At 47.0% G+C, this 19,964-nt stretch carries 21 protein-coding genes; 11 read left to right on the top strand and 10 right to left on the bottom strand.

Annotated elements, in window-relative coordinates:
- The first annotated feature begins 24 nt into the window (after window positions 1–24).
- Window positions 25–1,212 (top strand): GAF domain-containing sensor histidine kinase, encoded by a 1,188-nt coding sequence (locus PY092_RS08085; protein ID WP_275615338.1) that lies wholly within the window; start codon window positions 25–27, stop codon window positions 1,210–1,212.
- A gap of 960 nt (window positions 1,213–2,172) precedes the next feature.
- Here the strand turns inward: PY092_RS08085 and PY092_RS08080 are convergent.
- Entirely contained in the window at window positions 2,173–2,934 is a 762-nt protein-coding gene (locus PY092_RS08080; protein WP_275615337.1) for an SOS response-associated peptidase, read from the bottom strand.
- A gap of 119 nt (window positions 2,935–3,053) precedes the next feature.
- Here PY092_RS08080 and dinB point away from each other — a divergent pair, with 119 nt between their 5' ends.
- Window positions 3,054–4,268 carry a DNA polymerase IV gene (gene dinB, locus PY092_RS08075; protein WP_275615336.1) on the top strand — a complete coding sequence of 405 codons (1,215 nt, stop codon included), beginning with the start codon at window positions 3,054–3,056 and terminating at the stop codon, window positions 4,266–4,268.
- On the top strand, window positions 4,268–7,249 hold the full coding sequence (locus tag PY092_RS08070) for a DNA polymerase III subunit alpha (protein WP_275615335.1): 2,982 nt from the start codon (window positions 4,268–4,270) through the stop codon (window positions 7,247–7,249). The genes dinB and PY092_RS08070 overlap by 1 nt, the downstream gene beginning before the upstream one ends.
- 22 nt (window positions 7,250–7,271) lie before the next feature.
- Here PY092_RS08070 and PY092_RS08065 read toward each other — a convergent pair whose 3' ends face one another.
- Window positions 7,272–7,403 carry a hypothetical protein gene (locus tag PY092_RS08065; protein ID WP_275615334.1) on the bottom strand — a complete coding sequence of 44 codons (132 nt, stop codon included), beginning with the start codon at window positions 7,401–7,403 and terminating at the stop codon, window positions 7,272–7,274.
- A gap of 25 nt (window positions 7,404–7,428) precedes the next feature.
- Here PY092_RS08065 and PY092_RS08060 point away from each other — a divergent pair, with 25 nt between their 5' ends.
- On the top strand, window positions 7,429–7,989 hold the full coding sequence (locus PY092_RS08060) for a hypothetical protein (RefSeq protein WP_275615333.1): 561 nt from the start codon (window positions 7,429–7,431) through the stop codon (window positions 7,987–7,989).
- Window positions 7,990–8,009: 20 nt separating this feature from the next.
- Here the strand turns inward: PY092_RS08060 and PY092_RS08055 are convergent, their stop codons facing one another.
- Window positions 8,010–8,156: a hypothetical protein gene (locus PY092_RS08055; protein WP_275615332.1), complete on the bottom strand. Its 147-nt coding sequence runs from the start codon at window positions 8,154–8,156 to the stop codon at window positions 8,010–8,012.
- A gap of 438 nt (window positions 8,157–8,594) precedes the next feature.
- On the opposite strand from PY092_RS08055, the gene PY092_RS08050 reads away from it, so the two are divergent.
- The 7 genes from PY092_RS08050 (at window position 8,595) to PY092_RS08020 (ending at window position 13,204) form a co-directional block, all read left to right on the top strand.
- Window positions 8,595–8,948: a single-stranded DNA-binding protein gene (locus PY092_RS08050; protein WP_275615331.1), complete on the top strand. Its 354-nt coding sequence runs from the start codon at window positions 8,595–8,597 to the stop codon at window positions 8,946–8,948.
- Between the two features lie 64 nt (window positions 8,949–9,012).
- Window positions 9,013–9,462 carry a JAB domain-containing protein gene (locus PY092_RS08045; protein ID WP_275615330.1) on the top strand — a complete coding sequence of 150 codons (450 nt, stop codon included), beginning with the start codon at window positions 9,013–9,015 and terminating at the stop codon, window positions 9,460–9,462.
- Between the two features lie 44 nt (window positions 9,463–9,506).
- Window positions 9,507–9,662: a hypothetical protein gene (locus PY092_RS08040; protein ID WP_275615329.1), complete on the top strand. Its 156-nt coding sequence runs from the start codon at window positions 9,507–9,509 to the stop codon at window positions 9,660–9,662.
- A 168-nt stretch (window positions 9,663–9,830) separates the two neighbouring features.
- Complete coding sequence (locus PY092_RS08035) at window positions 9,831–10,004, top strand: hypothetical protein (protein WP_275615328.1); 174 nt, start codon at window positions 9,831–9,833, stop codon at window positions 10,002–10,004.
- A 156-nt stretch (window positions 10,005–10,160) separates the two neighbouring features.
- Window positions 10,161–10,583: a BfmA/BtgA family mobilization protein gene (locus PY092_RS08030; RefSeq protein WP_275615327.1), complete on the top strand. Its 423-nt coding sequence runs from the start codon at window positions 10,161–10,163 to the stop codon at window positions 10,581–10,583.
- A gap of 6 nt (window positions 10,584–10,589) precedes the next feature.
- The gene (gene mobB, locus PY092_RS08025) at window positions 10,590–11,618 is read left to right on the top strand and encodes a MobB family relaxase (protein ID WP_275615326.1); all 1,029 of its coding nucleotides are present in this window, start codon (window positions 10,590–10,592) and stop codon (window positions 11,616–11,618) included.
- A gap of 11 nt (window positions 11,619–11,629) precedes the next feature.
- Window positions 11,630–13,204 (top strand): type IV secretory system conjugative DNA transfer family protein, encoded by a 1,575-nt coding sequence (locus PY092_RS08020; protein WP_275615325.1) that lies wholly within the window; start codon window positions 11,630–11,632, stop codon window positions 13,202–13,204.
- A 276-nt stretch (window positions 13,205–13,480) separates the two neighbouring features.
- Here PY092_RS08020 and PY092_RS08015 read toward each other — a convergent pair whose 3' ends face one another.
- The 7 genes from PY092_RS08015 to PY092_RS07985 are packed head-to-tail and all read right to left on the bottom strand — an operon-like array spanning window position 13,481 to window position 19,964.
- Window positions 13,481–14,287, bottom strand: a complete 807-nt coding sequence (locus PY092_RS08015) for a DUF4138 domain-containing protein (RefSeq protein WP_275615324.1) — start codon at window positions 14,285–14,287, stop codon at window positions 13,481–13,483.
- A gap of 16 nt (window positions 14,288–14,303) precedes the next feature.
- Entirely contained in the window at window positions 14,304–15,221 is a 918-nt protein-coding gene (gene traM / locus PY092_RS08010; protein ID WP_275615323.1) for a conjugative transposon protein TraM, read from the bottom strand.
- On the bottom strand, window positions 15,202–15,828 hold the full coding sequence (locus tag PY092_RS08005; RefSeq protein ID WP_275615322.1) for a conjugal transfer protein TraK: 627 nt from the start codon (window positions 15,826–15,828) through the stop codon (window positions 15,202–15,204). Before PY092_RS08005 ends, traM begins: the two co-directional genes overlap by 20 nt.
- A 13-nt stretch (window positions 15,829–15,841) precedes the next feature.
- Complete coding sequence (locus PY092_RS08000; RefSeq protein ID WP_275615321.1) at window positions 15,842–16,681, bottom strand: hypothetical protein; 840 nt, start codon at window positions 16,679–16,681, stop codon at window positions 15,842–15,844.
- A complete protein-coding gene (locus tag PY092_RS07995) occupies window positions 16,681–17,286 on the bottom strand; it encodes a conjugal transfer protein (RefSeq protein WP_275615320.1) in 606 nt (201 codons plus the stop codon). Before PY092_RS07995 ends, PY092_RS08000 begins: the two co-directional genes overlap by 1 nt.
- Window positions 17,273–19,693, bottom strand: coding sequence for a TraG family conjugative transposon ATPase (locus tag PY092_RS07990; protein WP_275615319.1), 2,421 nt, complete (start codon window positions 19,691–19,693; stop codon window positions 17,273–17,275). Before PY092_RS07990 ends, PY092_RS07995 begins: the two co-directional genes overlap by 14 nt.
- Window positions 19,686–19,964, bottom strand: a complete 279-nt coding sequence (locus PY092_RS07985) for a hypothetical protein (RefSeq protein WP_275615318.1) — start codon at window positions 19,962–19,964, stop codon at window positions 19,686–19,688. Before PY092_RS07985 ends, PY092_RS07990 begins: the two co-directional genes overlap by 8 nt.

The following is a 19,964-nucleotide window of genomic DNA, read 5'->3' as shown; positions in this document are numbered from 1 at the left end:
CATTCTGAACCAAAGATTGAGCTAATGGACGAGATTAAGAGAAACAATGTCGAATATGCACGAATCAAAAAACTGAGCGAGTTTGACCTCGATTATGGAAATCTTCAAAACGAGTTCCAAGGCTTGGTCGAATTGGCAGCCCATATTGCGGGCACTAGGATATCGCTTATCAATTTGATTGATAGCCATTCGCAATGGACCGTATCATCTTATTGCCACAAATTGTTCGAGATGGATCGTGAAGATTCCATTTGCCAATATACCATACAATCTGAAAGTCCAATGGAAATCCACCGTCTTGACAAAGACGCTCGATTCATGGATAAACCCTATGTTAAGGATGATGGATTCAAATATTACTTGGGAATCCCGCTCATGGTGGAGACGGGGGAGAGCATTGGTGCTCTTTGTGTAATCGACCATCAGGATAAGAACATATCCGAGGAAAAGAAAAAATTGTTGCGGCTTGTTGCGGACGAAATCGTAAAGAGGCTGGAGAGCAAAATGAAATTGGACTCACTGCAAGATCAGTTGGACAGGGCTATCGTCCAACGTAACCAAATGGCCCATGACGTTAGAGGTCCGGTAGGTGGTATTCTTGGTCTTGCATTAAGTGCCGAAAATGAATCACTCGAACATAGTGAGTTCGATTTGTACATGGGAATGATAAAAAGCTCTGCTTCCAAGCTACTGGAGTTGACCGATGATATCCTGGAAAGGCGCAAAGAGCAGCTTAAAGAAAATTATTTTACCCTCTCAGAATTCAAAAAGCATTTGGAGGACCTTTATGCCTTACCTGCCTTGAACAAAAAGATTGATTTTGGAGTGGTTTTCAACAAAGAAAAAAACCATCACAGTTTCCCACGAAGAAAACTTCTTCCCATATCGGGGAACATTATCGCCAATGCCATCAAGTTTACCGCCCCAAAAGGGAAAATAGCCGTAAACCTTGATATAATGGATACAGAAGGTAACGTATCCCTACTGATAGAAGTGAAGGATAATGGAAGGGGGATCCGCAAAGAAAAGTTACAAGAATTCATGGGGAAAAGTGTTGTGAGTGAGCGTGGTACAAATAATGAAGAAGGATATGGTATGGGGCTTCAACTTGTCAATGAAATGGTGCGGAGCATGAAAGGATCGCTAAATATTCAATCGGAAGAAGGCAAGGGAACCGTTGTTAAAATAAAAATACCTGTAAATAGAACCTGATTGCGCTTGTTAGTATTTAAAAGCGTAATTTTCCCTGGAGCCTTTTTTTATTTATAAGGGTTTCCGGCTATTAGGGATTTCATTGATACCAAATGTTTTTTTTTGTATTTATTCTTTTAAATGACTTGGCTAAGCTATCCAATGGTCAGTTTTTGAAGGATTCAGGTACAGATAATGTTCTACGCGGTAGTTTAGGTTGATTTTCCCAAAGGGATCTATGACCATCTCCTCGAACAATAAAAATGAAGTCTTGACCGTGGAGAAAGAGGGAAAAATCAAAAAGGTAAAAAACTATTTGGAAGAACTTTATTCGGAAACTCCAACAATAAAATTTTGTCACGGACTGTACTATTTATGAAATTCAATTAAAGAAGGGGGTTCAAGGGTTGTTTGTACAGAACTGATTCATAAGTGTTTAAATGGGCCTGTACTATGCCTTCCCAATCGAGGGTTTGGACCGAAAGAGATCGAGGATTGTGGGGTGCACTAGAAGCATAGAAGATCAAGTGACCATAACGGTGCTATTTGAACATCACAACCTCCATGCCGGCCATAACCTAGGTAAAGCCCCTCAGTCATTAACTATCCATGGCCTATTTGGAGAAGCATTACAAATGCTACGATTATTGATTGTCACAGCTCAATCATCAATCTATTGTGGAGTTCAAGGCCTAATCGCAAAAACCATATCCGATATACCATCATGGAAGGTTTTCGAACAAGGGTCATGAAACACATCCAACGCTTGAGAATAATGGTCAGAATGACCGCAAACAAAAGTATCCCTTTTCAAAGATTTAAAATCAGAATGAAAAAAATGAAAGGGGTTTTTTGACCTTGGGAGAGTTTCAAAAATCCAAGATCACCAAACCAAGGTTGAATGGCAGAGAACAAAAACATTTACGTGGCCATTAAAGATTAATTTGGATAAACTAGAGGTCTGGAAACAGACTCCCTTTTTTATTGCCCATAGGAAATCGATACCTCTTCGTAGTCCACTTTGTCGATGATACCGGGATAATTGGAATCCACTCTCCTACTGTACAGATCCTTGGTTACGGGATAAGCTTCCAGCTCCCCTTCCCAAAGATCGTCATCGATGAGATCTTGAACATCTGATTCGTTGTTGCCGTTATGTAGCCAAGCATCCAGGTTTTCATCATCGATGATGACCGGACGTCGTTTCTTTTCATTGTGGATATCGGCGAACATGGGAGTGGCCTCCTTGGTCAATACGGCAAAGGTTCTGCGTCCGTCGGAAGTGTTGGTGTAAATACCCGCTAGGTAAATGGGATCCCCATTCTTTCTGTTGAAGTAGAAAGGCACTTTGAAATCCTTGCCCTTGACCTTTACCTTGGTGTTGTGGGGTTCGAAGAAACCGTCCACGGGTATGATGCAGCGTTGGTGCTCCCAAGTATATCGATAAATGAAATGATCGAAGATTTTTTCGGACTTGGCATTGAGGCCACCAAAGGTCCTTGGATTCTTGAAATATTCCTTGTAACCCTCCTGTTTCTCCCTTGATGGCATGATGCCCCACATGGCAGGGAGGAGATTGTCCGGCTCCTCTTGGCCCAAGGTCCACATGACCGGGTGGCTCCAACCGTTGGCATGGAAGTAAATGAGTTCCAGGTCGGTGTCGAGATCGCCGTACATGGCCTTGACGGAGAGCAATTTCTCCAGTTCCTTCCGCTCGCGGGTCTGTCTGGTCGAGTAGCACATCTTGAGGTTGCTTTTTTATAGCAATAAGATAATCATAATTGTTAAAATTTTGAAACAGTTTATCGCTTTGCTTACATTTGGATATTTTCCAAAAAATAGGAATAAATCCAATACATCTTATGAAGCCCACCATTCTCCATCTCGATCTGGATACCTTCTTCGTCTCCTGTGAGCGGCTACTGGACAGCCGTCTGATGAAGCGGCCCCTACTGGTCGGAGGGTTGGGGGACAGAGGGGTCGTGGCGGCCTGCAGCTATGAGACCCGTCGTTTTGGGGTGCATTCCGGGATGTCCATGAAAGTGGCGCGGCGGTTGTGTCCCGAGGCCACGGTCATCAAGGGCAATGCGGGGACCTATATGAAGTTCTCGGACCATGTAACGGAGATCATCAAGGAAAGTGTCCCGGTCTTTGAAAAGGCCAGTGTGGACGAGTTCTATGCGGATTTATCGGGTATGGACCGCTTTTTTGGCTGTTATAAGTATGCCTCGGAAATGCGACAACGCATCCTGAAGGAGACAGGATTGCCCATTTCCTTTGGGCTGTCCCAGAACAAGGTGGTCTCCAAAGTGGCCACAGGGGAAGCCAAGCCCAACAACCAAATGAAGATCGACCTTGGATTGGAAAAGGAGTTCCTAGCGCCACTGCATATCCGTAAACTGCCCTCGGTGGGGGAGAAGACCTATGGGCTCCTGTCCAATATGGGGGTGTCCACGATAAAGACCGTACAGGAACTGCCCTTGGAACTACTGGAAAGTGGCTTTGGAAAGCATGGACGGACCATCTGGATGCGGGCCCAGGGATTGGACAATTCCCCATTGGTCCCTTTCCATGAGCGGAAGTCGATATCCACGGAACGGACCTATGGAAAGGATACCACCGATATGGTCAAATTGGAGACCACCTTGTTCGCCATGGCGGAGAACCTGGCCTATCAACTCCGAAGGGCAAACAAGATGACGGGCTGTGTGAGTGTAAAGATTCGATATAGTGACTTTAAGACCTATACCAAGCAGAAACGGGTTCCCTATACTTCTGCGGACCACGTGTTGGTACCCTTAGTGAAGGAACTCTTTACCTCCCTTTATGACCGAAGGATGCTGATTCGACTTGTGGGGGTCAACTACAGCCATATCGTAGGGGGGCACTATCAGATCGACCTCTTTGCCGATGATGAAAAACTATTGAACCTCTACCAGGCCATGGACCGGGTGCGCAGCCGTTTTGGGGAGTCCAGTCTGATGCGGGCCTCGGCCTTGGGCGCTCACAGTATAGGAAGGGGAGGTAATCCCTTTGACGGACAACCGCCCATCCTATTGGCCCATAGACAGCAATAATGTACTTGAACTGCCATACATATTACTCCTTGAACTACGGGGTCCTCTCCGAAACGGAACTTTTGGATCTGGCCCGTTCCCATGGGGTGGAAACCTTGGCCCTGACCGATATCAACAACAGTTCGGCAGGGATGAACTTTGTGCGCTTGGCCAAAGAGTTGGGCATACGCCCGATTTTGGGCATCGATTTTCGGAATGGGAACCTGCAGGAGTTCGTGGGCTTGGCCCAAAACAATGAGGGGTTTCGGGAAATCAATGCCTTTCTTTCCCAGCACCTGCACAAAGGGACACCTATTCCAGCAGTGGCACCGATCTTTGAACATGTCCATGTGATCTATCCCTTTGAGAAGATCCAGGAAGAGGAACGGACGGATTTCCGGGCCTATGAATACATAGGGGTCTCGGTGGACGAACTACGGAAATTGCGGTTCTCCCGGTATCGGGATTATACCGATAGATTGGTGTTGTTACAGCCCGTGAGCTTTCGTAACAAAAAGGATTTCAATACCCATCGCTTGCTTAGGGCCATAGGCTTGAACACACTATTGAGCAAACTGCCCCAGTCCGAGGAGGCCAGACCCACCGATACCCTTCGGCCCATGGTGGAACTGAAAAGGGCTTTGGTTGATTTCCCACATATCTGGGAGAATACCCAGCGGTTGATGGACTCCTGTTCCATTGCCTTTGGGTTTGGAAGTGAACGGGTTTCCCAAAACCAGTCCCGTTTTTTGCCGTCCAGAGCATTGGATGTGGAACGGTTGAGGGAACTGGCCCTGGAAGGGCTGCCTCGTCGTTATGCCCATCCCACGGAAAAAGTCAAGGAACGTATGTTCCGGGAGTTGCGTACCATCCAAGAACTGGATTTTGTGTCCTACTTTTTGATCAACCATGACATTGTCTCCTATGCCAAGTCCAAGGGTTATCCCTATGTAGGCAGAGGGAGCGGGGCCAACAGCCTGGTGGCCTATCTGATCGGAATCACCGATGTGGATCCCATTGAACTGGACCTGTATTTCGAACGGTTCATCAATCCCTTTCGGGCCTCGCCCCCTGATTTTGACATTGATTTTTCCACCTGGGACCGGGACGATGTCACGGCCTATATTTTTGAACGTTTCGAGCATGTGGCCCTCTTGGGCACCTACAACACCTTTAAGTACCGGGCCGCTGTTCGGGAACTGGGCAAGGTGTTCGGGCTGCCCACCGAGGAAATCGATAAGCTCAGTTCGGGTCGGTATGAACAGGGAGCCTTGGACGAACTGGCCCGATTGGTGCTGAAATACGCCACCTATATCCATGGGATGCCCAACTACATCAGTGTGCATTCCTCGGGGATCTTGATCTTGGACCGTTCCGAGCACTACTATTCGGCCACGACCCTGCCGCCCAAAGGATTCCCGACGGTGCAGTTTGACATGATCATTGCCGAGGATGTGGGCCTGTTCAAGTTCGATATTTTGGGACAACGGGGATTGGCCAAGATCAAGGAGGCAGTAGAGGTCATTAAGAGCAATCAACCCGATGCCGTGCTTTGGGACATCAAGAGTGTAGAGGCAATGAAGCAGGATACCAACATCAACCGGCTGTTGAGCCAGGGGAGGGCCATAGGGGCCTATTATGTGGAGTCCCCGGCCATGCGGGGGCTGATGAAGAAACTGCGGACCCATGACTACTTGGGGTTGGTGGCGGCCAGTTCCGTGATCCGTCCAGGAGTATCTTCATCTGGGATGAAGGATGAGTACATCCGAAGGGAGCGGGAACCGGAACGCCGCAAGGAGGCCAATCCCATCCTTTTGGAGATCATGCCCGAGACGCATGGGATCATGGTCTATCAAGAGGATGTGCTGAAAGTGGCCCACCTCTTCGCAGGATTGGACCTTGGGGAAGCCGATGTCTTGAGACGGGGGATGAGCGGAAAGTTCCGCTCCCGGGAGGAATTCCAGGCAGTGAAGCTCAAGTTTTTTGAAAACTGCAAGCAAAGGGGGCACGATGCCGCCCTGACCCAAATGGTCTGGGAACAGATCGAGAGTTTTGCTGGTTATGCCTTTGCCAAGGGACATTCCGCTTCCTATGCCGTGGAAAGCTACCAGAGCCTTTATCTGAAATGCTACTTCCCCTTGGAGTTTATGGTGGCCGTGCTCAACAATGGGGGAGGGTTCTACGATACAGAGCTCTATGTCCATGAGGCTAAGATGTGGGGAGGCATTATCCATCCACCATGCATCAACCGCAGTGATCATGTCAATGCCATTTATGGGAAGCATATCTATTTGGGACTGGGGCAGCTTCGGAGTCTGGAGCGTTTGGTCATCCAACGCATTTTGAACGAAAGGCAGCTTCATGGCAAGTTCAAGGATTTTGATGATTTCATTGATCGTGTCCCCATTGCCATAGAACAGTTGACCATCTTGGTGCGGATCGATGCCTTTCGTGTCTTTGGGGTACCCAAGAAGCAAGTGCTATGGCAGGCCGTGTTCAAGACCAAGGCCCATCGAAAGGATACGGTCCAGAAACTGCTGTTTAAACCCAACCACAGGCATTTTACATTGCCAAATTTACCTTCCCACCCTGTTGAGGATGCCTATGATCAAATGGAACTCTTGGGCTTTCCGCTTTGCGGGTATTATGAGCTCATGGACGGCAAGGTGAAGAGTAGGTTGACCGCCAGTGATTTTGAGGCCCATGTCAACCAAAAAATCTGGATCTATGGCTCCATGGTCCATACCCGTTTGAACACCACATCCAAAGGGGACACCATGCGCTTTACCACCATGCTCGATCTGGAAGGTCATTTTTTTGATTGTGTACACTTTCCACAAACGATGGCATCCACACCCATTCATGGAAAGGGTATCTATCTGTGCCACGGAACGGTGACCGAGGAGTTCGGGCACTACAGTCTGGAGGTAGTCTCGACCCTCAAACAGCCCTTGAAACCTGACCCAAGGCAGGTAGGTACGGGTGCACTGATGGCCAAATAATAGGGTGTAGAACCTATTCCGATCAATACTGCCCAAAGATAAACCCGGAAAATATTTCTCGGACAAGGGACGGCATAAAGTCGTTGCCGATGTCACTTTTTATTCCGTTTCCTTCCCACTCCAAAATTTTCCCTTGCGTTTGGCGGTCTGCCATTATTGTTCAATTTAAAACGCAGATCATGGAAAAACAAAACGTAGTGCAACTGGATTTTGGCTTTGAACAGGAGCCAACGAAAACACCGAATCCAAACCTAAGCCCCAAGTCCCTCAAAAAGGCCAAATCCGATTTTGTCCTTGACTTTATGGACCTATTGCAAAGTCCCATCATTGTGTGTCCATCCCAATGGCAGGATGCTGTGCCCAAAGACCTTTTAGACAATATCATCATGGCCCGGATGTTGACCCGGATGCGTGGGGAACACATGGCCTCCTTGACCGAGGTTGTGGCCTATATGATGCCCAGGACCTTCGAATCCCCCATGCCCAGTGAATGGGTGAACATATACACATGGTGCGGGCTCCAGTATGCAATGACCTTTAAGAAAGATGGACAAATTGAGGCCATGGAGGAAGTGGCACCCAAACAACTTTCTGAATATGAGATGGGCCTGTTGAAAGGGTTAAGGTTGTGGATCTATGAGAAGCGACGAAAGGCCTTAAAGGACAACATGAAAGCTTCAACGCCCAAATTGAGTGGACCTTCCCCTAACGATCAAGGTGAGCTGTTCGGGAAAGATTAGAAAGAAACCAAGTTCCAGGATTATTGGCCTATTACCATCGCAATAGTTGAGGTATCGGCATTTGGCCAATACGGAAGTCGTCCAAACGGATTTTTGGTGCGTCCTTCCTTTGCAAACCCTTCTTGGGGCTTTGCCGGGAAAGGCCGCAAATCCGTCAGTCCGCCCATCAAATTTTAAGGGGTCTATAATAAAAGAAGCCCTTGTTGTTTTTCGGGGCATCGAAAAACAGGGCAGGGCCCAAGGACTTCCTATCAGGACACCATCGCCCGCAGTCGCTTAACTTCCCGTACGCTCCCTTGCCAATGGGTCAGATGGAATTCCTAGGGCCCTCATCGAACCTGTCAAGGCCAAGACAGGTTTTGTCCATAAATAGGGTTTCCACTTCCTTGAAAATCCCAGGATTTTGCTACGTCGCGGAGCCTCCCGATTTCCGGCCAAAAGCCTTGACAGAACCCCCTTCTTTTATTGTGCTACGCACGTAAGAAGCAAACAAACGCCCCTTAAAATTTGGGAAACAATGACCAAAAAAATAGAGGGGAAATTTTTAACCCTGTTTGCTGATCTGTCCAATAAAGGAAGACGGCAGGCCTTTAAAACTTTTTATCATGAGTACATTGAGAAACAAAGTGCAACTTATCGGAAATGTGGGGCAAGACCCTACCATTACAGACCTTGAAAAAGGCAAACGTGTGGCACGGTTCACCATGGCCACCAATGAACATTACAAGAACTCCGAAGGGGAACGGGTGACCAATACCGAATGGCACACCATCATCGCATGGGGAAAACTGGCCGACATCATCGAAGGTTTTGTGACCAAGGGCAAGGAAGTTGCCATCGAAGGGAAATTGACCTCCCGTTCCTATGAGGACAAAGAGGGCAATAAAAAGTATGTGACCGAAGTGGTGGCAAGTGAGATTCTGCTTTTGGGCGGTGGTGATAACAATACCACCGAGTAAAATGGATAGGGGGTGTCCAACTTTTTGGACATCCCTTACTTTTTTCATCTTTAAAACAATTGAAATGGAACACCGTGTCAACGAAATACAGATCAGTTATAGGGAAAAACTCAGTACCCTGAAATCCCTTTCCGTAACGAACTCCAACGAGGTGGCGAACCTATTGTTCCAAAATTGGGACAACAAAACAATAGGTCTACATGAAACATTTAAAATCGTGTTGCTCAACCAGTCCAATAAGGTCAAGGGCATTTATCCATTATCCCATGGGGGTATCACAGGTACCTTGGTAGATATGCGCATTCTTTTTGCTATCATCCTAAAGACCCTTTCGGTGGGAATCATCCTGGTCCACAACCATCCCTCTGGGCAACTTAAGGCAAGTGAACCTGATAGGCAATTGACCCGAAAGATCATCAAGGCTGCACAGCTTTTTGATGTCAAGGTCTTGGACCATATCATCTTGGCCCCCGATGGACGATACTACAGTTTTGCCGATAACGGAATTCTTTAGGGAGAGTAACGGATTTGAATCCAATAAAAATTAAAACCATACATATGGAAACCCGTATTAAAAAATCACTGGAGATTCCGGCCCAAAAACGCAAAGGGCACCAGACCGAAACGAGGGCTACAGCAGAAAAGACCTTTCATATGGTCGTCAACCTTTGGATCATTCGTTTTGAATATACCAAGGAACAATCTAAAACCTGATGACTTCTTTCAGAACAACAGTAAGAAAGACGCTCGAAAGAGGGTCTTTTTTTATGTTCAATCCGTACGTTGCTGACGTTTTGATTTCACGATGGGCGGCCATCCCTAAAATAGCTGCACAATTGCCTGTGATCGTCACGGTTTTACGTTTTTATAAAACCCTCATTATTGCTATATTTAAGAGAAGGGCATGGCCTTTTTGGTACGGCAAGCCTTTTTGATTTGACTTTCCTAAAGTCCGTACCCATCGATTTGACTTTCACAGAACAGGCAACTGGCCTTGGCCAAGTTGTTCGAGTTTTTGGTCCCGCATCGCGGGACAAAGGAGAAGCAAGAGGGTAACAGGCTGTCGCCATGTTACAGGTTTGTGGTTTTTATCAAAACGTTGATATATAGATGATTATATGATTATTGAAAATGAATTTTGGGGAGTTGCTGTGCATTTTTCACGGAAAAACGCCGCCAGCCCCCTAAAACCGGCAAATTTTTCACGGAAAAATGGATAAAGGATACGAAAAGGAACGGTTTGAAAGCTTGAGCATCAAAACGTCGATTGCCCAAAAATTCAAGAAATTCAGTAAACAGATGGGAGCTTCCCAATCGATGACCTTGTTGTTGATGTTGGACTTTTTCGAGGCCAATGGGATTTCCCCAATAGAATCCCTGGGACCCCATATCCATACCTTGGAGAGCCTGATCAAAAAACGGATCAATGCAGTAATGGCCGTGATCAAGGACATCGAAAAGAACCAGACCAAACCCACCGCGGCCATGATGCATGCCCTCTTTGAAGGAGAGGACCCCTCCGAAAATAAGCCCCTGTTGACGGAACGCAAGCAAACGGCCAAGACCCTGGAATCCGAACTGCAGAACTGGATGAAGAAGAAGGAGGCACAAAAACACCAAGAACCTAAAAAATGAACCCCTATGTATATCACCATCACCCCACAGCAAACAAAGGGTAATTTCAGCCAAAGTGCTGCCGATTATGTGGCCTATCTGGAAAAGGAAAACGAATCCCTTTCCCTTTCTGAACAGGAACACTTTTTCAATAAGCACGGGGATAAGATCACTGCGGAACAGGTCATCTCGGAAATCGATGGCAATACCAAAAAACTCAGCAAGCACGAGCCCAAGTTCTATGCCATCACCGTCAGTCCAAGCCAGGCGGAACTGAGGCAATTGAAGGACCATTCCAAGGACCTGAAGGCCTATACCCGGGAACTGATGAAGGTCTATGCCCAATCCTTCCATCGGGAAATCCATGGACGACCACCGAACGTTGATGACATCAAATATTTCGCCAAGGTGGAACACCAGCGCTACTTCAAGGGAACGGATCGAGAAGTCCGGGAAAACCAGCCCATGGCCTCAAAGATCTTGGAGCTCCAACACCAGAGACGCAGGATATCCCGTGGGGAGGAAGCAGGTAATCTAGAACAGATCAAAGAACAAATTTTCGGGTTGGAACAGTCCGCTCCGCACCAACTGGACGGCAAACGTATTGTTCAAGGGATGCCCAAACCGGGCCACCAGACCCATGTGCACCTTATTGTCAGCCGAAGGGATGCCAGTAATTCGGTCAGCCTTTCCCCAGGGAGCAAATACCGGTCCTCAGAAGTGATGCTCCACGGAAAGATGGTCAAACGGGGTTTTGACCGGGACCGGTTTTTTACGCAAGCGGAAAAGGTATTTGATGCAAAGTTTGAATACCAACGGAATTTTGTGGAACACTACCCGTCCCGTAAACTAATGGTCCAGAACCCAAAACTGTATTATAGCACTATCTTGGGCCTGCCCGCCAATGAAAAGGCCCTCGCCCTAAAGTTGTTGGGCAAGTCAGGTGTCCATCTCCCACAGATTCCTACAAATAAAGTACAGCTAGCCTTAAAGACCATCAAGGCCCTGAAGCGGGGTGTGGAGGTGGCCCTTAAATCAGGATCTATTGGTATCTAAATACATTACTTATGGAAGGAGAATGGAACATACTTATTGCAATCACAGTTGTGGGGGCTTTGCTCTCACTTGCACTTTATCGCTGGATACGGTTTGCCTTGGGAATCGGTTTGCTGTTCATGGTCTGCTTGGGCATATGGCTTTATGTTTTTGCAGGATTCCCTGGACCGCCGTTGATTCTGGGATTGGTCTGTCCACTGCTTTTGATCAATGTGGTAGGTTACGTCTTTGTAACGCCGGAAGAACTTCCCATCAAACCCACTCCTTTTCTGGTGAATATACCCTTGCAAAAGGGGAAACTCGTTTTGCAGAACATCCGTAGGGGCATCTCCATCATAGGGGCCGCAGGTAGTGGTAAAACGGAAAGTGTGGTCGCACCCCTGTTGAACCATTTTGTCCAAAATGGATTTTCAGGGGTCATCCATGATTACAAGGATTTTGAGCTTACCGAAATCGCCTATCCCTTGATTGATGCTAAAAAGGTGGACTTTTACCCCGTCGGTTTCGATCCCATCCATTACCGGGTCAATCCCATTGCTCCACGGTATATGGATTCCGAAGAAAGTGTCAACGAACTCTCCCGCGTATTGGTGGAAAACCTTTTGGAACAGAAGGAATCCGGTGCCACGGGCAGCGGAAAGTTTTTTACCGATGCCGTGGAGGGATTGTTGGGCGGGATGATCTGGAAACTGAAATCGGACTATCCTGACTATTGTACCCTGCCCCATCTGATGGCCCTTTACCAATATCTGGACATGGAAAGCTTGGAAGCCTTTCTCCGAGGCAACCATACGGCTAAGGCCATGGCCGATGCCTTTGTCAATGGCATCAAGTCGGAACGCCAGACCGCCGGGGTGCGCAGTACGCTCTCCAATGCCCTAAAGAAAATCTCTACCCAACGGAATTTTTATGTGCTTTCCGCAGATGAGGTGCCCCTCGATATCAAAGAGCAAAAGAAACCCGTTATTGTGTCCGTGGTCAATAACCCCAAATATGAAACGGCATATAGCCCTGCTATTGCCACCATCATCCATACCCTGACCAAACAGATGGCGGTAAGGAATACCCAACCTTCTTTTCTCCTGATGGAGGAGGCCCCGACCTTACGGCTATTGAACATGCACCGCATCCCTGCTACCTTGCGGAGTTATGATATCGCCACGGTATATGTGATGCAGGACAAGGTACAGAACGATATCCTCTATGGGGACAAAGCCAGCCGCGCGATCCTGAGCAACCTTTCCTACCAGTTCTTTGGAAAAGTGAACGACCCGGAGACGGCCAAGTATTACGAGCGCTTTTTTGAATTGGTGAAAAAGCCAACGACCAGCATCAATCGTAGTCATACCATCAATTTTGATACCCGGGTGACCACAGGGGAGCGGGAAGTGAGCAAAATACGGGCCGATGTGTTTTTTCGGTTGCAACAAGGGGAGTTTATCGCCTTTGCTGATGGGAAGGAAAAAAAGGTGCAGTTCAAAAGGCCACAGCTCCAAAAGGAGTTGCCGGAAGCTCCCAAAAACATTGACTTGGAAGGGAACTTTTATCGCATCCATGCGGAAATCAGGGCCCTGTTCGGGAAATGAACTTTGGTAGTGGCCCTAAAAAAACAAATAAGGTTATAGGCTTTATTTGTTATGTCCAGTTTTTTAATAAATAAACTGGACATTTTTGAATATCTCTTTATAAATCATTTTTAATGAAATCCTTTGTATATAGTAAAGAAAAAATCTATAGGCTGCTCAAGGGGTCTGTGTTCACCTATATGGATTTTATAAGTAAGGTGACTAGGAGTGAGGCCATCATTAATCATTTGAATAAGATGGCCTTTTTGACTTAATGGGACCTTAATTGGAAAACAATCAACGCAACTTGAGGATAAGATTTCGGCTACCTTGGGCCTCCAATACCTTTACTTGTAGGCGTTGCTCTGCATTCAAGGTGAACTTGGGATAGACCACCACAAAACGAACTGAACTACTTGGACCGATTTGATTTGGCATTTTAAATTCGAATAGGGGAGTGATCGGCAATTCTTGATAGGAGGCCTTACGTTTTGGGGTACCCAATACCTTGGATAATTGAAACTGTCCAAGCGCATAGGGAATAGTGGAACGGTTCTTCAATTCAAAGACCATAAAGACATGGTCATTATGGTACACTTGGTCCATGAGTTTGACCCTTATTCCTTTTTGATGTTTGCTGTGGCGGGCGGATGATTTTTTGTGCAGCAATTGGGTACAGAAAAGTGTAAAGTGTTCTTCTTTGGTAGAAGCGGTTTTCTGTATGCAATCTTGTGCTGAAGGACCATTGGAAGAATGCTGAAAAGGGTTTGCCAAGCGTTGGTCGGGGTTTATGAAATAATGCAATTGGGGAAGGTGTTCCCGATAGGCGAGGTTAAAGGAATAGAGGTCCCCTGTGGTGGTCCGTACCAATAGATTGCTTTCTTGATCTTTTTCTGCCTGCAGCAATCCCAAGTTGTCCGCTTGTTCCCTATTGAAATTGAAGGCAAAGCTAGGGGAACCGGTCATGCCCGTTTGGATGGGATTAGAAAAGGAAAGGGACACCACCTGATGGTCATTGGCATAGATGGTGTCCAAGGTTTGACCTGGGGCTTGGATAGAGAAAAGGAGACATGAGATGATGGGGAAAAGGATATGATTTTTCATGGTTTTGCTTTTTATGTTACTGTTTTGGTTTTAGACGCAGGCGGTGACCATCCAAAACGGTCACTTTCTGCTTGCGTTGGCTACGTTGGAATACGCTCTTAAGACCCCTGATTTGGGGCAGACCGGCAATGTTGATATCCTGAACCATATCGTCCATGACCTCTCGGGAGGCTTCCTCCCGTAGGGAGTTTTCCAGGTAGAGGCCGGCAAGGCCATCCTGGAGGTCAAAGGCTTCCCATTGCAGGGGAACATGGTCAATTTGGGTGATGTTCAGGATGGTCCGATTGGGCCGGAAACGCACGGTGCCGAACAAAGTCGTGTATTTGGGTAAGTGATGGCCGTTGATTAGGGTAGGTTCCACCAAGCGCAACCGGATGCGGCTGTTTTTTCGTAAAACCTGTTTGCCATCCACTTCCACTAGAATGCCGGGATTGGTTTTACCTTCCGGAGCCTTGGGTTGGGAGGCAAAGAACAGTTGCTGTTCCAAAGCTAGTTCGGATATGGTTATGGGATTGGCTGATAGGGGTTCTTTGTTTTGTGTTGGTTCGGTTTTCGGTTCGCTTGGTAGGGTTTCTTTCAAAGGTTGAACGGGTTCTCGATGTGGGGCCAAATTGCCCGTACTGTAGACACTATCAATGATACGATGCTTCTCATATTCCATATAATCTGGATTGAAATAGCCCTTGTCATCGACCATATGATCGGGATAGACTTGGGGAGCGGTGGTCTCGCGCTCCTCCTTGAGGGCATCCAGGGCCTCCATCTTGGATTCATACACTTTTTGGTTTTCCTCCAGATCGGGCGTCGGAATGCGGTCTGGTTTCAGTTCGGTTTTCTTGTCCTTCCCAAGGGTGAAGATGGAGTAGGCCACGATAAAAAGGACTACCCCTATCAGGACCAATACAAATACAATCTTATTCTTCTGTGGTTTCATAGTCTTCTATTTTACGGAGGGAGTTTTCAAAAAAATCAGTGATCAACAACCCATGGGGGTTGTGGGGAAAATTTCGGGCCACTGGAATGAGCTTGCCCGTAGTGATCAATTCATAGGTGTCGGTAACAACGCCTCGGTTGATGCGGATCACGGTCCGGGTCTGGAAGGCATAGGGTTCCTGGGTCATATCAATTTGGGAATCGATGCGTTCCACCTGTTGAACCAAGGAATATTGCAACAATCGGTTATAGAAGCCATCGGCCTTTTTTTGCCGGTATACGGCATCCACGGAAGCATTGCCCAACCATAGGGCCTTTTCCATGTTTTTTTCATAGCTGTTGGCCTCCACGCCATAGAACCAGTTGTGGAACTGTTCCAAGTGGGCCAGAGCCTCGACTTCCAGATTTTCCCGTTGAGAGGCCAGTTGAAGGGGGATGACGGCTCCAGATGAACTTACTATAAAGGCTTTGTCCATGCTCTCCTTGTGTATCTTGACGACCAGAGTGACCGAGAAGATACAGACCAACCCTGTCATGATAATCAAGGCCAGGGCCACAAATCGGTTCAGCCGTAAAACCTGTTGGATGTTTTTAAATGGTGTTTTCATTTTTCATAGGTATTTATCCGGTGAACAAGCGCAACGTAAAACCTGTGGCCTTCCGGTACAGTTTGAATTTGAGCAATACGATAAATCCAATGGAGCCCAACTCGATGACCGGGGCAAAGAACTCACTGCCCCAATCCGAACCGAACAGGCTGCCCCAAAAGTTGGTGTTGATCTCGGTATAGAGGTTGTTCACAAAGACATTGACCAAAAAAAAGGCGGGCACCAGCATATAGACCCCGGCATAGAGCTTGAAATAGGTGTAGGCCAGATTACGGAACTTTTCAAAAACGGACAGACTGATGACCAAAGGGAAAAAGGCCTGGAGGATTCCCAAAAGAAAATAACGCTCCGCTAAAAAGAGGGGATATATAAAAATATCCAACAACCATAAGATGACGCCTATGATAAAGGCGAACATTTTTAGGCCGTACAAAGGAGTGATAAGGGCCTCATACAATATGGCCATGGCCTTTTTGGCGGCTTCCAAGGCACCCACATCCCGTTCCAGGTCGACATCCTGTAGCTGTAAGGGGAGGAGTGCCGGAGCCGTGTCCCGGTACTGGGATTCAATGGCGACTAAAATGTCGTCAAAGACTTCCAATACCTGTGTGGAAAAAATGACTAGTAGCACTATCAAAAAGTTCTTGGCCAGTTCGGTGGGTGTGAGGCCCCAAGTATGGCCATCGGTGGTTGCAATCCCCTCGTTGTATTTCTTCAGGATGTTGATCAGAAAGAACAATACGGCCAAGGTTTTCATCCCAACAATGGTGTATTGGGAAAAATCACTGCTCTTGATGGTCTGAAAGACCGCGTCCACATATTCCAATCCGATACCTAAGAATATACCTGCCATTAATAGTTGGTTTCGCGGTTATTTATGATGTCCTGCATTTTCCGAAAGGAGATGATTTCCCTGTAGCGTTTGGTCTTGACCTCCAGTTCGGCCACCATTTCTTGGGATTGGACCTTCTTTTCCATCAGGATGGCGGTGCGCTCAGCGTCGGTCATCTTCAAAAAGTCGCTGGAAAGGATCTGGTTGACAAAATCCAGATCATCGATGGCCGTATCCATGATCTGCTCAAAGGAGCGCGATACCTGCTCCACTTCCCCTGCCTTGATATAGGGGGAGTTCAATATATCCCGGAGATCGGTCCGGACGGTATTGAACAGGATCTCATTGTTCTTGGTCAACTCCTGTAGCGCTTTCAATTGTTTGATGGCATTGTTGACCTTGACAATGTTGTCTTTTTGTTCCTTTAAAAACTGTACGGTCTTCAACAGTTCCGAGGTCTGTTTGGCAGATTCGACCAAGGATTTGGCCATGCTGATGAAGTTCGTATTGTCATATACTGGCATCCCTTGGCAGGCAGCGCCTGCTGGCAGTAATAGGGCAGTGGTTAGGGCCAATAGTAAGATTAGGGCGTTTTTCCTGATGGACACATTCTTATTTGTTTTCATAGGATTTCTTTTTGAGGTGAATAAATGCTTTGATGGCTTGCTCCATATCCTGGGTCTTTTCATAGAGCTGCATGATCTCGGTGCTTTCCTTTCCGTCGGTGAGATAGGCAGCATAGACTTCGGGCGGGACTTCCAAGCGGAAGATGTTGCTCTCCTTCCCGATCTTGATAAATATCTCGGTGTACTTCCGATCCCCCGTCAGGTTGTTGCGGATGGACCGCAGTTGGTTCAGGTCGTGGGACGACAGATTTAATCTGGTTTTCAGCTCGTCATAGCCCTTTTCGTTACGGAGGCTGTAAATGACCTGGGTGTTTTCAAGTATACTGGCCGAAGTGGAATTCTGTGGCAACTGGTTAATGGATTGCAGGATGATCCCAATGGCCCCGTTCTGCTTCCGGATAGCCTGATAATAGAATTCCACACTCTCCAAGACGTTGGGGAACTTGAGCTGTTTCGCAAATTCATCAAAGAGGATGATTCCCCGTTCGGAACGGTTTTGCCAGATGGACCGTTGGATGGCAGACTTGATGAGTTTGAGCATTACGGACAGGATTTCCTTGTTGTCCCTGACCTCGTCCAGTTCAAAGATGATGAGCCGTTTGTCCTCTATGGTATAAGTTTGGTCTGCTCCCGAATTGAACAGAAAGCTGTAGGGACCACCTTCCACATATTCCGAGAGTATATGAAGGAAATCATAGGTGCTAAAATGTGCTTCCTTGATCTGCAGTTCTTGGATCAGGTTGTCTTTCCGGTCATCCACAAACTGATAGAGGGAAGCCAAGGAATGATTCTGTCTGACTTTTTTGTAATAAAGCAGCAACACCTTTTTGATGGCAACTTCTTGGGACTTGGAAGGCCTATCCGCCGCAAGGAGTTCCAAGAGGAAAACAGCGAGGTCTTCCAAACGCTCCGGGGTCAGGTCGGAATCCTCTGTAATATAAAAAGGGTTGATGCCCAAGTTTTTTCCCTGCTCGTAGCGTAGGATGATATGTTGGTCTGGATAAAGCTTTGCAAACTTGGCATAGGAACCGCCCAGATCGATAAGGACCAGCCGAACGTCTTGCTCAAAATACTGTCGCAAAATGTTATTGGCCAAAAAGGATTTGCCCTCACCTGTTGGGGCGAAAATCGCAAAGTTCCTGGCCTTGATACGTTGCTTTTGTTCGTCCCAAACATCCTTCAATACCGGGATGTTGTACTGGCGGTCATTGAAGATGATCCCCGTGGGATCCGATTGATAATTGGTGTTGTTGATATAGAGGCACAATGCATGCTTCAGATCGGTCACATACAGATCTTCGTTGGAGAAATTGGTGGCATGACAGGGATGGGAGTTCAGGAAGCAATGGTTGCGTTCCTCCCCATTGGGATGGTAGGGCACAATATCCAATTCCTTGAAACCAGCCTTGATTTGGGATGCAATCCGTTTTACCTGTTCGGATTCCGAATGCCAGAAGATGATATTGAGATGTCCCCGGATGATGCGTGACGAATCATCATGGTTGATTTGGTCCAGGATATGTTGGACCTTTTTAAGGACGACCTTATTCTGGGAACCAAAGTTGGAGCTTTTGCCAAGCTCCTCCACTTTCTTGTCCAAGAGCTTGCGCCATTTGTTTTTGTCATCGAGATAGAGGATGTGGTTGACGATATGGTTCTCGTTCAGGTCCAATCCCAACCCATCGATAAAACCCTGGTGAAAGGTAAAGTCATCCGAAGTGAATTTTTCATTGGTCTTGCTGCTCTGGACAGGTCCTCCGAAACAACCTTCATTGTTGATAGCTATCGCATCAAAATAATGGTCGCCAATCTCTATCTGTTTTTTATCCAACAATATATCGGTATCGAAATCTTGATTGAAGCCATTATAGTAGTTGTTCGAATGGGTGAGAATGTCATCAGGCACCATGGGCACCAATGACACACGCTGGCTATTATTGACAAAGGAGATGGCATCATTGACGGAAGTGATGAACTCCGCCACTTGGACATCCAGTTTTCGATGGAAGCCTTTTTCTGTTTTCCTGAATGGGTTAACATATTTGGAAGCGTTGAGAGTTTTGTCCAAGGGCAGTATAAAGAATAGATAGCTTTGATGGCTCAGATGTTCCCTGCCCTGAAAATGGTCATGGGTTGCCTTTTCCAAAAAAGTACGGTTAGGTAATTGTTCCGCATCATATCCCACTTTTTGGTAAATGTCCTGTTTATGGATGACCGTGCCTGTGGGAAGTGACTTGAATGCTTGAAACCACATGCTGTGCAGTTCCTCAAAATCTTGCTCGGAGAGGGAGTGGATCTCGGGAAGGTTTACCTCATAGCATAGAACGACATTCCCGTTGTTGGCAAAGACCACATGGTTTTGGATGTCCAGGATGGGATGATGGGAATGAAGATTGATTTTATGCATAGGAAAGAGGGCTTAGTTTTTTGTTGCTGATGATGCTGGGGGAAACCTTTTGAACGGAAAGTAATTGCGGGTTTTTGGCCCACTGTGCCAATACCCCATAGAGCAGGGCATTGAACAACAGCAGTGCAACGATGACACCAAGACTGAAAGAAAATATGGTAATCAATAGGGAACCGATGACCGATACCATCATCAGGGCAAAGAGGGAGATGGGCAGGCCCATGATCATGGCGCGCTTGCGGATATTTCGATAGATCTCGTACTTCTTCAT

The sequence above is a fragment of the Flagellimonas yonaguniensis genome (assembly GCF_029193885.1).
Taxonomy (GTDB): domain Bacteria; phylum Bacteroidota; class Bacteroidia; order Flavobacteriales; family Flavobacteriaceae; genus Flagellimonas; species Flagellimonas yonaguniensis.
This window is presented reverse-complemented; position numbering and strand designations above follow the sequence as displayed.

Excerpts from the sequence above, each read along its gene's own strand:
- PY092_RS07990 (WP_275615319.1), bottom strand. The coding sequence starts at position 19,693 with ATGCATAAAATCAATCTTCATTCCCATCATCCCATCCTGGACATCCAA.
- PY092_RS08050 (WP_275615331.1), top strand. The coding sequence starts at position 8,595 with ATGAGTACATTGAGAAACAAAGTGCAACTTATCGGAAATGTGGGGCAA.
- PY092_RS08040 (WP_275615329.1), top strand. The coding sequence starts at position 9,507 with ATGGAAACCCGTATTAAAAAATCACTGGAGATTCCGGCCCAAAAACGC.
- PY092_RS08070 (WP_275615335.1), top strand. The coding sequence starts at position 4,268 with ATGTACTTGAACTGCCATACATATTACTCCTTGAACTACGGGGTCCTC.
- PY092_RS07995 (WP_275615320.1), bottom strand. The coding sequence starts at position 17,286 with ATGAAAACAAATAAGAATGTGTCCATCAGGAAAAACGCCCTAATCTTA.
- dinB (WP_275615336.1), top strand. The coding sequence starts at position 3,054 with ATGAAGCCCACCATTCTCCATCTCGATCTGGATACCTTCTTCGTCTCC.
- traM (WP_275615323.1), bottom strand. The coding sequence starts at position 15,221 with ATGAAACCACAGAAGAATAAGATTGTATTTGTATTGGTCCTGATAGGG.
- PY092_RS08055 (WP_275615332.1), bottom strand. The coding sequence starts at position 8,156 with ATGGGCGGACTGACGGATTTGCGGCCTTTCCCGGCAAAGCCCCAAGAA.
- PY092_RS08045 (WP_275615330.1), top strand. The coding sequence starts at position 9,013 with ATGGAACACCGTGTCAACGAAATACAGATCAGTTATAGGGAAAAACTC.
- PY092_RS07985 (WP_275615318.1), bottom strand. The coding sequence starts at position 19,964 with ATGAAGAAGTACGAGATCTATCGAAATATCCGCAAGCGCGCCATGATC.
- PY092_RS08065 (WP_275615334.1), bottom strand. The coding sequence starts at position 7,403 with ATGGCAGACCGCCAAACGCAAGGGAAAATTTTGGAGTGGGAAGGAAAC.
- PY092_RS08030 (WP_275615327.1), top strand. The coding sequence starts at position 10,161 with ATGGATAAAGGATACGAAAAGGAACGGTTTGAAAGCTTGAGCATCAAA.
- PY092_RS08000 (WP_275615321.1), bottom strand. The coding sequence starts at position 16,681 with ATGGCAGGTATATTCTTAGGTATCGGATTGGAATATGTGGACGCGGTC.
- PY092_RS08085 (WP_275615338.1), top strand. The coding sequence starts at position 25 with ATGGACGAGATTAAGAGAAACAATGTCGAATATGCACGAATCAAAAAA.
- PY092_RS08020 (WP_275615325.1), top strand. The coding sequence starts at position 11,630 with ATGGAAGGAGAATGGAACATACTTATTGCAATCACAGTTGTGGGGGCT.
- PY092_RS08060 (WP_275615333.1), top strand. The coding sequence starts at position 7,429 with ATGGAAAAACAAAACGTAGTGCAACTGGATTTTGGCTTTGAACAGGAG.
- PY092_RS08005 (WP_275615322.1), bottom strand. The coding sequence starts at position 15,828 with ATGAAAACACCATTTAAAAACATCCAACAGGTTTTACGGCTGAACCGA.
- mobB (WP_275615326.1), top strand. The coding sequence starts at position 10,590 with ATGTATATCACCATCACCCCACAGCAAACAAAGGGTAATTTCAGCCAA.
- PY092_RS08080 (WP_275615337.1), bottom strand. The coding sequence starts at position 2,934 with ATGTGCTACTCGACCAGACAGACCCGCGAGCGGAAGGAACTGGAGAAA.
- PY092_RS08015 (WP_275615324.1), bottom strand. The coding sequence starts at position 14,287 with ATGAAAAATCATATCCTTTTCCCCATCATCTCATGTCTCCTTTTCTCT.